At 51.3% G+C, this 12,276-nt stretch carries 10 protein-coding genes and 1 pseudogene; 10 read left to right on the top strand and 1 reads right to left on the bottom strand.

What is annotated here, in order from left to right; genetic code table 11:
• Position 1 precedes the first annotated feature (1 nt).
• From AACH32_RS04685 to AACH32_RS04665, 6 genes and pseudogenes are all read left to right on the top strand, one after another.
• Positions 2-886, top strand: coding sequence for a F0F1 ATP synthase subunit gamma (locus AACH32_RS04685; RefSeq protein ID WP_338605616.1), 885 nt, complete (start codon positions 2-4; stop codon positions 884-886).
• Positions 887-1,423: 537 nt separating this feature from the next.
• Positions 1,424-1,819, top strand: a pseudogene (locus AACH32_RS04680) (DDE-type integrase/transposase/recombinase); the annotation flags it as partial.
• Entirely contained in the window at positions 1,785-1,973 is a 189-nt protein-coding gene (locus AACH32_RS20845) for an integrase core domain-containing protein (RefSeq protein WP_350341562.1), read from the top strand. The pseudogene AACH32_RS04680 and the gene AACH32_RS20845, both read left to right, overlap by 35 nt.
• A gap of 147 nt (positions 1,974-2,120) precedes the next feature.
• A complete protein-coding gene (gene istA / locus AACH32_RS04675; RefSeq protein ID WP_338601655.1) occupies positions 2,121-3,620 on the top strand; it encodes an IS21 family transposase in 1,500 nt (499 codons plus the stop codon).
• Entirely contained in the window at positions 3,617-4,393 is a 777-nt protein-coding gene (gene istB, locus AACH32_RS04670) for an IS21-like element helper ATPase IstB (protein WP_338599592.1), read from the top strand. Before istA ends, istB begins: the two co-directional genes overlap by 4 nt.
• 673 nt (positions 4,394-5,066) lie before the next feature.
• Positions 5,067-6,305: a tyrosine-type recombinase/integrase gene (locus tag AACH32_RS04665; RefSeq protein WP_338605615.1), complete on the top strand. Its 1,239-nt coding sequence runs from the start codon at positions 5,067-5,069 to the stop codon at positions 6,303-6,305.
• 243 nt (positions 6,306-6,548) lie between these two features.
• Here the strand turns inward: AACH32_RS04665 and AACH32_RS04660 are convergent, their stop codons facing one another.
• On the bottom strand, positions 6,549-7,397 hold the full coding sequence (locus AACH32_RS04660) for a hypothetical protein (protein WP_338605614.1): 849 nt from the start codon (positions 7,395-7,397) through the stop codon (positions 6,549-6,551).
• A 356-nt stretch (positions 7,398-7,753) separates the two neighbouring features.
• Between AACH32_RS04660 and AACH32_RS04655 the strand changes: the two genes are divergently transcribed.
• From AACH32_RS04655 to AACH32_RS04640, 4 genes are all read left to right on the top strand, one after another.
• The gene (locus AACH32_RS04655) at positions 7,754-8,221 is read left to right on the top strand and encodes a hypothetical protein (protein WP_338605613.1); all 468 of its coding nucleotides are present in this window, start codon (positions 7,754-7,756) and stop codon (positions 8,219-8,221) included.
• A gap of 69 nt (positions 8,222-8,290) precedes the next feature.
• The gene (locus AACH32_RS04650) at positions 8,291-10,672 is read left to right on the top strand and encodes a phage/plasmid primase, P4 family (protein WP_338605612.1); all 2,382 of its coding nucleotides are present in this window, start codon (positions 8,291-8,293) and stop codon (positions 10,670-10,672) included.
• Between the two features lie 397 nt (positions 10,673-11,069).
• Complete coding sequence (locus tag AACH32_RS04645) at positions 11,070-11,696, top strand: hypothetical protein (protein WP_338605611.1); 627 nt, start codon at positions 11,070-11,072, stop codon at positions 11,694-11,696.
• 223 nt (positions 11,697-11,919) lie between these two features.
• A complete protein-coding gene (locus tag AACH32_RS04640; RefSeq protein WP_338605610.1) occupies positions 11,920-12,273 on the top strand; it encodes a hypothetical protein in 354 nt (117 codons plus the stop codon).
• Positions 12,274-12,276 lie beyond the last annotated feature (3 nt).

Below are 12,276 nucleotides of genomic sequence, written 5' to 3'. Positions count from 1 at the left end.
CGTGGAAACGGTCGAGGGGCTCAAACGCAAGCTGGGCAGCACCGAAGACCTGCAATCGGTGGTCAAGACCATGAAGGCCATGGCCGCGGTGAACATCCGGCAATACGAGAAGGCGGTGCGCTCCCTGGCCGACTACGCCCGCACCGTGGAGCTGGGCCTGGCGGTGGTGTTGGGGGCCGGAGGCCGCCCGCCCAGGGCCCGCCGCAAGGCCCACGGCAACCTGGGGGTGGTGGTTTTCGGCTCGGACCAGGGCATGGCCGGCTCCCTCAACGAGCAGGTGGCTTCCCTGGCCATAGACGACCTCAAGGAAAATGCCGTGGACCTGGCCGGGCTGCCCATGGTGGCGGTGGGCCAGCGGCTGTTGGGCCCCTGGGAAGACGCGGGCGGCCAGGCGGAAAGCTATCTACAGGTGGCGGGCTCCATCGCGGGCATAACCCCCCTGGTCCACGAGCTGTTGTTCCACATTCAGGCCTGGGGCGAAGAGCGGGGCATAGACCGGGTGTGGCTGTACTACAACCGCCAGCAAGGCGGGGCTTCCTACAAGCCCATCAAGCGGGAGCTGCTGCCCCTGGACCGGAGCTGGTTGGAGCGGCTGGTGAGCGAGCCTTGGCAAGGCCCCAGCCTGCCCGCCTTTACCATGGACCCCCAGGCCCTGTTCTCCGCCCTGTTGCGGCAATACCTTTTCATAGGGCTGTTCCAGGCCTTGGCCGAGAGCGCGGCCAGCGAAAACGCCTCGCGCCTGGCGGCCATGCAGGGGGCGGAAAAAAGCATTGCCGAGCGCATGGACGAACTGACCCGCCGCTACTTCCAGCGCCGCCAATCGGCCATCACCGAAGAACTCCTGGACATAGTTTCAGGCTATGAGGCCTTTAGCCAGCAATCCTAGTTGAGCGGAGACGCTATGGATACGGGATCGGGCGTTGGGTTGTGCACTAACGCTTTGAACAAATTATTGCGCGCTCACCAGTAAACCCAATGGTGGTTTTCTCAGTCTGCCCCACCGAACTGCTTCTCGAAAATAGACCCAGGTCAGTGGCGCCGAACGTTCAGCAGCAGAGTCCAACGCCACCAACGTTCACTTAATTTCACCATAAAGCGTGGCGCAAATCGGTGGCACGAAAACATGACCGCCCCGTCCGAGGCGGAGTTTCCATATTAACTTATTGATTTAATTTGGTGCCCGGGGCGGGACTCGAACCCGCACGGCCTTTAGGCCCGTGGATTTTAAGTCCTAAAGTCGTACCTGAAATGATTAAATTTCCCCGCCAACTGTGCTGGTTTTGTGCTACTTGAGCCCCTTGCTCATCAATTCATAAAGGTCGGCGACCCGCGCCATGCCCTTGGTATAGATCTGGGTGGTTGTGTAATGCTGGCAGGCCCCATGATCTCTTGAATAGCGTGCTCTGAGATGCCCCTGGCCGCTTCATTGCGGCCCGACCTGGCCCTGGATGCCCTGGAGCAGGCATTGTGGGCGCGGGGAGACATCGAGGGCTTGGTCCATCACAGCGACCGCGGCTCCCAATATCTTTCAATTGGTTACACCGAGCGCCTGGCCGAGGCTGGCGTGGAGCCTTCGGTGGGCAGCGTGGGCAATTCTTACGACAATGCTTTGGCCGAGACGGTGATCGGTCTTTACAAGACCGAGGTGATCCGAAGGCGGGGTCCCTTGCGTAACCTTGACGCGGTGGAATTTGCCACCCTCGAATGGGTGGACTGGTTTAACAACCGGCGCCTGCTCGAGCCCATGGGACACATTCCTCCCGTGGAAATCGAGATGGCATACTATCAGTCACTACCGGCACAGGCCATGGCGGCCTGACTCTAACAAAAGAGCCTCCGGAAAAACCGGGGCGGTTCAGGTTCCGGAAAAACGAGGGCTGCCTGATTGGAGGCGGGACTATAATGTTAGCCGACCTCACACCTCCCTAGGGGACCGGACGCCTCGGGAATTCGCCCGATGCCACCTGTTGTAAATGGCGGTCCAAAAGCGAGACGATTTTAGTGGCGGTTGAAAACCGTGACACACCGATTCAGTTTTCTTCAGGTGTTTTGGTGCGATGGAGGCCATGGTGGCTTCCAGGCCAGGACTCTCTGGAGGAGCGGAAGGGGTGTACACGGACATGGATCAATGGGCCCGGATCAGACTTGAGTTGCGCGATGGCCAGGCGAGCAAGCGCGAGTTAATGCGTAGAGAGGGCATCCATTGGGATACCCTGCAAAAGATTCAGGATTATTCTGAGCCTCCCGGTTACCGACTGAGTGTCCCCCGAGCCAAGCCCAAGCTTGGCCCCTACCTTGAGCTGATCGCCCGGATCATAAAAGAGGACAAAAAGGTTCCCAAGAAGCAAAGGCACACGGCCACGCGCATATATCACCGCATCAAGGAGGCGGGTTATCAGGGCAAGTACACCCAGGTAAAGGAGGCGGTGCGCGCAATCAAGCGCGTGAGCCAGGAGGTGTACATGCCCCTGGTCCATCGTCCCGGCGAGGCGCAGGTGGACTTTGGCTATGCCCTGGCCAAGGTTTCCGGGGAGCTTCGCAAGATAGCGCTTTTTATCATGGCCTTGCCGTACTCCGATGCCTTTTTCGTGGCGGCCTTCGACAAGGAGTGCAGCGAGAGCTACTGGGAAGGGCATGCCAGGGCGTTCGAGTTTTTCGGTGGGGTGCCCCACCGGATCAGTTACGACAATAGCAAGGTCCTGGTTTCCAAGATCATAGGGCCTCATGAGCGCAAGCTGACCGATGGTTTTCTCAAGCTGCAGAGCCATTACCTTTTTCGGGAGCATTTTTGTCGGGTGCGGCGTCCAAACGAGAAGGGCGTGGTGGAAGGGGTGGTCAAGTACGCCCGGCAGAATTTTTTGGTGCCAGTGCCCCAGGTGAAGGACCTGGCCGAGCTCAATGCCATGCTTTTAAGGCAGTGCCGCGACGACATGAAGCGCCGTTTGCGTGGCAAGGGCGGTAGCAAGGCCGAGGTTTTGCAGGAAGACCAGACAGCCTTTGTCCCCCTGCCTCCCTCCCGCTTCGATGCCTGCCGCAAACAGCCTACCCGGGCCAATTCATTGTCCCTGGTCCGCTTCGACGACAATGACTACTCGGTGCCGGTGGCTTGTGCCCACCATGAAATTGTGGCCAAGGGCTATGTGGATCGGGTGGTGCTCTGCCACCATGACGTGGTGGTGGCCCGCCACTCCCGATCCTGGGGCAAGGAAGGGGTGTTTTTCGACTACCGGCATTATCTGCCCTTGCTGGAGCGCAAGCCTGGCTCCCTGGACCACGCCCGCCCCCTGGCTGACCTAGATCTGTCTGAGTGCTTTGAGGTCTTGAGGCGGCGGCTGGTGGCCGGGGAAGACATGCCTGGCCAGGGCACCCGTAAATACATAAAGGTCCTACGTTTGCTGGAGGACCACTCCATGGCCAGACTGAAGCGGGCGGTGGAGCAGGCATTGTACGCGGGAGCCTATGCCCCGGAGGCCATTGTCCACCTGCTGGAGCCGCCATCATCAGGGCCCGCGGCCACCTTCCTGCTGGACGGTCGTGAGCACCTGGGCCGAGTGAGCGTGGCCGGGCCCGATATCACAGTCTATGACTCCCTCCTCGCGCAGGGAGGGGCGCTGTCATGAAGGACCAGGACAAACCCACCGTGCTCTTGGAGTACCACCTCAAAAAGCTGAAGCTGCCCACCATTCTCCGGGAATACGCGGCCATGGCCAAGGTCTGCAGCCAAGACCGCTCCGATTACATGACCTACCTGCTGCGCCTGACCGAGCGGGAGCTTCTGGACCGCGAGAAGCGGGCAGCCGAAAGGCGCATCAAGCAAGCCGCCTTTCCGGTGATCAAGACCATGGACACCTTTGATTTCAAGGCACAGCCCTCCATCAATCAGCAGCTGGTCAGGGAGCTGATGAGGGGCGAGTACATCGCCAAAAAGGAAAACGTGCTCCTGATCGGAAACTCCGGCACCGGCAAGACCCAGCTGGCCAGCGCCATGGCCTTTGCGGCCTGCGCCCAGGGAAGCAAGGTGAAATTCTACAGCGCCACCGCCCTGGTCACAGAGCTCATGGAATGCCGCGAGGAAAGACGTCTGCAACGCCTGCAGAAACAGCTCCAGCGCCTACACCTGCTGGTCATCGATGAACTGGGCTATGTGCCCTTCTCCAAGATAGGCGCTCAAATGCTATTCGAGGTGGTGGGTAGGGCATATGAACAACAAAGCCTCATGATCACCACCAATCTCCCTTTCCAGCAATGGACGGAGGTCTTCGGCTCCGAAAGACTCACCGGTGCACTGCTGGACAGACTGACCCATAGGTGCCACATCATCGAGGCCAATGGAGAAAGCTACCGGCTCCGCCAAGCCAAAAGACGATCCCAGGCAAAGCCCAAAACCAACTAAGGCAAGATCATGATTGACAGCATGAACAACAGGACTATATCTCTAAAACAAGTGTCACGGTTTTAGACCGCCAACTGTCCCGCACTTACTCCGCCATTCACACCTGTCCAAAACCCCAACCGGAGGATCTCCAAAAGAGCCAAGCCCTCACCTATTGGCTGGATCTAATTCGGGGTGACCTCCAGTGCTGACCTGCCCCCCTTAACCCGGTCCACATTTTAAGTTAGGATTTTGGGCCGAGAGAGGGAGGGTTAGTATGGGCAGGAAGCGCTATTCGGCCGAGCAGATGATCGGCAAGCTTCGCGAGGCAGAGATCCTTTTGGCCAAGGGTCAGTTAGTTGGCAATTTCCAAAGCGCAAGATGGGTAAGATTGCGCCTAATGCTTACGCTACGCTTACGTGAAATTAACAGGGGCAAACTTAAAGCTTGCCCCTATTAGTATAACTACCTGATTTAATTTGGTGCCCGGGGCGGGACTCGAACCCGCACGGCCTTTAGGCCTGGGGATTTTAAGTCTCTTAAAATATGTTTCACGCAACATCACGTATCATAATTATTGTACCGATATAATTAAGATATTGTCCATTTGATGCTTCACATAACATAGCTTAAATCACTTTACTTCACGAAATAAAATGGCACAATAGTGGCACAACTTTTCCGGGGGATTTAAATGGGCCAAGATACGTGGATCAAACTGGCTCCCGGCATCAGATGCAGGGAGCACCCTACCCGCAAGCACGGCGTGAAACCTGATCGTTATTTCGTACTCAGGTATACCGTCAACGGCAAATCCAAGCAGGAAGCTCTGGGCTGGGCAAGCCAAGGTTGGACCCTGGAGAAGGCGCGGGCGAAATTAGCGCCTTTGAAGGAAGCGGCTCGGACTGGAGAAGGGCCCGCCACGTTGGCTGAGACACGGGAGTTGGCTGAAGCCCATCGGGAACAGGAGGAGGTGGCCAGGCAGGAAGAAGCAACGCGACGTGTCCTCTTTGATGATTTCTGGCGCGACAACTTCCTGCCGCATGCCAAAAGAACCAAAAAAGAAACCTCATGGGGGAAAGAGGTTCAGCACTTCAACAAGTGGCTGAGTCCCATATTTGGAAAAATTCCAGTGGTCGACATCAAAATGCAGCACTGGGAGCTTCTGATGAAAGAGTTGGACAAAGCTGGACGTAGTCAACGAAGTAAGGAATACATCACCGGTACTGGCCGCAGGGTCCTCCGTCACGCCAAGACCATGGGGCTTGATGTCAACATCCCCACGGGCAAGCAACTGGGGGCCACAGCCCCAAGAGATAACCGTAGGCTTAGGATAATTACTAGCAAAGAGGCACGGGCAATCCAGGAGAAGCTCAAGGTCAGCGATGTGAACGCCTGGAGATTCGTGAAGTTCTCCTTCTTGACGGGATGCCGCTTGGCAGAGGCGCGACGTCTAAAGTGGAAGGACGTAGACCTTGAAGCGGGTAAACTCACCTTCCGGGACACCAAGAACAAAAGCACCAGGATTCTGCCGATTACACCTGCCTTAAAAGACCTGTTTACGGAAATTGGGCCAAAGGCAGCGGGAGAGCCTGTGTTTCTGAGTCAAGTTGGCCGGGCCTATAGCGAGGTGCCCACTGCTTTCAAGAAGGTGGTGGCAGATTTAGGCTTCAACAAGGACAGGGGACCCAGGGAGCGGGTGACCTTTCACACCATCAGACACTCAGTAGCTACCCAACTGGCCAAACGACTTAATCTCAGAGAGCTCATGGATACGATGGGATGGAAGTCGGTGGAGATGGCAGCACGCTATGTCCACTCCGATCCTGAAAACCAGAAAAGGGCCATGGCTAGCCTCGATCAAGCATTTTTCGAGGAGGCGGGTGAGGTGGTCCCTTTCAAGCGAACTCGACGGAAAAAGGACCCACGCTGAGCCCCTGTACAACAGAACCCCGAATGAACGCGTGTAATGGTGTAAGATCGTACTAGCTAATTATTTTATACTATTAATATCCTTACACCCTTACACCAAATCGGCAAAACATATTTGTCATTTTATTTCGTCTTTGGTATCCCGCCACCCAAAGCGACCCTTCAGACGACTACCAACCCACTGCGATGCAACATTTATCCCTAGTTTACTCAATCTACTGTATTATGGGGCTCGCTTGCGACATTAACCATAAAATCGATTGGACCTGATTGCTTCCCAATATGATCTGTTTTCCTCACCAACTTCTACGGCACGTCTCATCAATTTTTTAAAATAATCTGCCTCACTATTGACCTCAGTATTTTGCGAGTTATCTACCTGTTTATCAAATTTTTCCAAATTATCTTGGATTTCCCTTTCGCTAAGATCAAGCCAGGCACCATCCGCTACACGAAGAATTTTTCTGACAAACCATTCCCGACTATCTTCTCTTTCTCGTTTTTCTCCGCCTTGTCTTTGCCCCTTACCTTTTGTCAAAAGGTCTCTGAGAGCACGCCTCTGCTTAATTCCAGCATGCTCCATTGTTTTTCGAAATGCTTCTTCTGCTGGGTATTGGCTAAGAGCCTTCTTGTAGTAACGACAAAGGCCCGCTTGCCTTAGATCTTCAAACGTCACCATTGCTAAGGAGTTAATAGCGGTTATTTTTTCTTGGATGCTTTCTAAATTTCTATTAAACGTCCTTTCTACATATTTTTTCCCGTTTTTACCGGGGAACAAAGGCATATCGTCTCCGTGATCTGCGAATTTAGATCTTATATATTTTAAATGTTCGTTTAAGAAATCTTGATATTCGTCGATTAGTGTCCCGTCGTCTTTTAGAACATCTCTAACTTTTGTATTGATTAGTTTCTTCCTACTCCATCCGTGGTAATAGGCCATTTCCATCGCGGTGGATAAAACATTTGTATCTATATCTTCATATTTGGTGTTACGCACTTGATCTGCAAGATTTCTAAACTCCATTTCGGAAATCCGTGGATTTACCCGAATGGGGGACTCCTCAGTTCTTGGGTTCCCGAATTTGTATCTCATAATTACCTCGATAAATGAGTGATGTTCGCCCCATGAGCCGCTTGCCTTTAGAAATAAAAGCTTTGAGGCCACACCGCAAGCGTCCTTTCTCTGCATTATGACAACAAACAATTACAGAGACAATAAAAACGATCAGCCATTCGATGTCCTTTCTCTGCAGGGCAACAACAAACTATATGGAGACCATTATTTTTAACTCGAAAAAATTAAGGAGAATGGAATGGAAAAATCCGAATTGATCAACATTTGTGAACGATGCGGGAGCTATAGCGATTTCTTAGAAGCTCCTGACGGAGAGGCTTGGTTCATATGCCGGAGATGCGGTAATACCCAACCTAACATTGAAGAATTGAGCATTGAAACATTTACCCAAAAAGAAGGATAAAATTAAAATGATAAGGCAAATAACTGTAACCAAATGTCGTAATTGTGGTGGTCATTTTCCTATATATCCCGTGCCGTATCCAGGGGTTGATGGTCTATGTATTTGTTGTGGTTATTCATTCCCAAAACAAATCGAGGATCCTGAACCAGTAATTGATGCAATGTTAGAATTAATCGAATTGGATGAGGATAACATTGATGAGGACATTACCAAGCAAAAAAATATAGAGGTTTATCTAGCCAATTTTAAAGCGATGGCTGCCCATGTCGAATTTGTGGAAGCATTTATTAAGCATGGCCGTATGCACAGATCTTATCGCTTAAAAGACATGGAGGTGCGCCTTAAATCTGCGCTGCAGTGTATAGAAGTTCTGGTTCAACTTGCCGAAGAAAATAATTTTAAAATCGATGTAGAGACCGGTAAAGACATGAATGAATAAATTTTAACATTTAATGCGTGGGCCTGCCCTAGGTATGGCCCACACCTAATTAAAAAAAGGAGAAAATTAATGTCCATTAAAAATACAGAAAAAAACTTGGAAGCAGCACTCGCTTATGCCAGTCGAAGCTGGAAAGTTTTACCGTTGCATTCAGTTATCAATGGTGAGTGCTCATGCGGCGATCCCAACTGCAACAAGCCGGGTAAGCACCCCCGCGTAAAGAATTGGCCAAAGGTGGCCACCGATGATCCTCGCCAGATCGAGGAGTGGTGGGGCCAATGGCCGGATGCCAACGTAGGGATTCTAACCGGAAGAGCTAGCGGGATATTCGTCCTGGACGTGGACCCGAAGAACGGCGGTGATGAATCCCTTGACCAACTTTTACAACAGTACGGTCCACTGCCCTCAACGGTCATCTCTAATACCGGTGGCGGTGGTAAGCACATCGTGTTCGCGTATCCCCCGAACAGCGATATTGGAAACTCAGCAGGTCGAATTGGCCCAGGGCTGGATATTCGAGGGGACCGTGGCCAAATAGTGGCACCTCCCTCTATCCACGCTTTAGGTGGAGTCTACGCTTGGGATAAGGATCATCATACCGATGATGTTGCAATTGCTGATGCGCCCCCCTGGTTGCTGAAATTGCTCCAAAAGGGCACCAAACCTAAACATCCAAGAAAGGAAACTCTCCCAGTTCAGGCACCAAGAGCTACTGCTCTACCCGAGGCCCTCAAAAAATTGAGACTCGAAGCCCAGATAATTGCAAGCGCCTCCCCTGGAAGCCGAAATGACCAGTTGAACAAAGGGGCCTTTTTAACGGGTCAAATCCTCGAATCGGGTGGTCTGGATGAAAAAATGGTCGCATCGAGTTTGCTTCAGGCTGCCCTAGCGGCAGGTCTCCCTAAGGCCGAATCATTAGATACGATCAACAGCGGTCTGACTGCTGGCAAGAAAAACCCTTTAATTCTCCTGCCCCATCCCATCGAGCACTATCTGGCTCACGGTCAGAAGGGTGACGCTGAGCTTTTCATTCAGGTCCAGCGCGGCCAGCTCTGCTTGGATAAGGGAACGAGCAAATGGTTTATTTGGACCGGTACCCGATGGGAAGAAGATGGGCTGGACGAGCATATCAAGCGGCTTGTGTCTGTGGTGGGGATCTATGAGGAGAAATTGGCGGAGAAGGTGACGGAAGCAACGCAACTGCTTGCTGAAGGCAAAAAATCGGCCGCAAATGATGTTGATAAAGAAACAAGCCGGATCAGGGAGCGCATAGCAAAATTGGGTAACTCCCCCTGGCAAAAAAACGTAGTCGAGCAGGCTGCAACCGGCGAAGACTCCCTGGCCATCAAAGGCGATGAGTGGGATGCCAACCCTAACCTCTTGGGAGTAGACAACGGGGTTCTTGAATTCAATTGGCAAGCTGCAACCGTGACCCTTAGGCCCATGCAACCCGATGACTTTATCAGGACCACCATTCCGACACCCTGGCCTGGGGCACCTGGCACCTACAGCATAACTGATCTCGATGCTCTTGCTACCGGCCCATGCTTCCAAAAATTCCTTCTTGATATCTGCGGTGGTGACCAGGACAAAGCCAACTACCTCCAAGCCATCCTCGGATACGCCCTGACCGGCAAAGTCACTGAACACGCAATATTTATTCTTCATGGACCTGAAGGCTTCAATGGCAAGACCACCCTCACCAACGTCCTAGCTCATGTCCTGGGAGATTTGGTGGGCCCGATTAGTGTGGAGATGTTGCTGCAACAGGCCCATACAAGATCCGCAGAAGCAGCCAGCCCCGCTCTGGTGGCTTTAAAAAGTAAACGAATGGTTTGGTGTGCCGAATCTGATGAAAACCGTAAATTGAGTTCCAGCGAGATCAAGCGCCTTACCGGTGGTGATATTTTGGTTGCCAGAAACATCTATAGACCTCAGGCCTCCTTCCGACCAACTCACACCATCTTCATGCTCACCAACCCGCTTCCTGACCTGGATACTAATGATGCGGCGCTAAAGGAACGCATTAAAGTGGTGCACTTTGATCAGCGGTATGTAGTAAATCCAAAGGGACCCAATGAGCACCAGGTAGACACCGATCTACCGGACAAACTCAAGGAAGACTCCTCACAAATCCTCGTCTGGTTAGTCCAGGGAGCTCTGATATACGGCAAGAACAAAAAGTTACCTGAATGTCCTGCAGTAGTAAAAGCCACCCAGAAGTATTTCGCCAGTAAGGATGTGATAGGTAAGTTTGCTGAGGAATGTTGTTTTGATTCACCTGGGTCTAAGCTTAAAGCAAGTGACGCATACAATGCTTATCAGCAATGGTGCGAAGAGGAAGGTTTACAAGAAGAGTCCTCAAGAGTATTTGGGGAGAAGTTCTCTAAGCTGTTCAAGAAAAAAAGGGAAACTGATGGAATTTTTTATCATGATATTGGCTTGAAGTAGCTCCCGACTCTTTTTCGCCAGGAGTTAGTATGTAGGGTATGTAGGGTTATACTATTGTTTTCCAAAAAATCCATAAGATAGTTATTAAGAAGAAAAGAATACACCAAACCATACATACCCTACATTTACCTGGTGGAAGCTGAAAGTATTCTTGAGGACATTCCTCATGATGTTAGAGATGATCAATTTTGACCAACATTACCCCCCCACCTGGCGAGAAGGGGCGAAGCTGGTCTTTGGTTACTTGTAGATATTTAAGTGGAATTACATGCCTGTCTAGAAAGGAGGTAAACGGCAGAGCAAGAGCATTTTGCCAATATTGATACTTGGAGATGCATTGATTGGCATCATTTCATTGGACCGCAATTAAAACACTTAGGTGAAAAGGAAAAAACAGATGATACCAGAAAACATGAAACAGATAATTGAAACAACAGATGACACAAGGTTCTTGATTGACTTAGCCAAAATGGCTTTGTCTAGTTGCCTTAACGAATACGTTGACTGGGGCGAAGAGATTTTAAAAGTGGCTTTGGATAAAATTAAAGATGCAAGAAAGCTGGTTCGTACTGGTACTGAGTTCGCAATGTCCAGGAATTATGAGATCCGTCCCTACGCCAGGAATGCTTATTTATTGGCAAGCGGCGTTGCCCAAGATGCTTCAGACCTAGTGTTTTTAGCCGATAGCCTTGCCCATCCTCAGATATTTGGTGACGTAAAATGGGGAGGAAAAGTATACCATATGGCAGTAAATAGGGCCGAATGCGCAGAGGAATATCTGGAAATAGCCGATAGCATTGCCCAATATCAAAATTGTTTTAATTTTCCAAGGCCAAGTGAAGTATTCCGTCTAGCTATAGAGAGTGCTATGGCTACAGATAAAATGCCAGTGATAATTCATTGGATTTTTGAGAAAAACGGAACCAATAGAGAAGAATGGGCGTTGCCAGTTTTTGAAGAAGCAGTAGGCATGACAATAGATGAGGCATTCATGAAGTATCGGATAATGATCGCGAGGTATTAATCTAACTGTCCCGAGAGGCCGTTGCCGCTGGATCGACCTTGCCCGTGAGGAGGTAACAACGGCAGCGGCTTTTTCCATTACAGTTGGTTTCTCAAAATCTAACCTAGCAGTACACATTCACTGAATATCGCTTGCTTATTGTGCTTGCGCTGACTTAATAATATCTGGTAATAAGAACAATCCAAAAAATTAAAGCATCCCTAAAGCAAAAAAAGTCAGGAACATGGCTAGGACCTCGAAATGGAATGAAGAAGACCGCAAGAAACTTATTAAGATGGTCAACGATGGTGTATCAGAGCAGGAGATTAGGGAAAAGCTCGCCTACAAGAAAAAGGCCATGACCTCGGTCGAATTCGCACAGCAGTTAAAAATGGGCATGGTGGAATCGGGCAAGATCAAGCAAGAGGCAACCGGTGGCAAGGTGAAAGCAAAGCCTACTACCTATACCGTTACCGCCAAGGGTCGACTGACCGTGAGCGATTTTGCCGAAATGTCGGGTGCCAAACCTGGAGCCGCGTTCACCTTGGAGAAGCCCAGAGGCAAGTCCAGCGCCTGGAGGTTGGTGCCTGTCGGTTAAGAT

This window comes from Desulfoferula mesophila (assembly GCF_037076455.1).
GTDB classification, from domain to species: Bacteria; Desulfobacterota; Desulfarculia; order Desulfarculales; family Desulfarculaceae; genus Desulfoferula; species Desulfoferula mesophila.
This window is presented reverse-complemented; position numbering and strand designations above follow the sequence as displayed.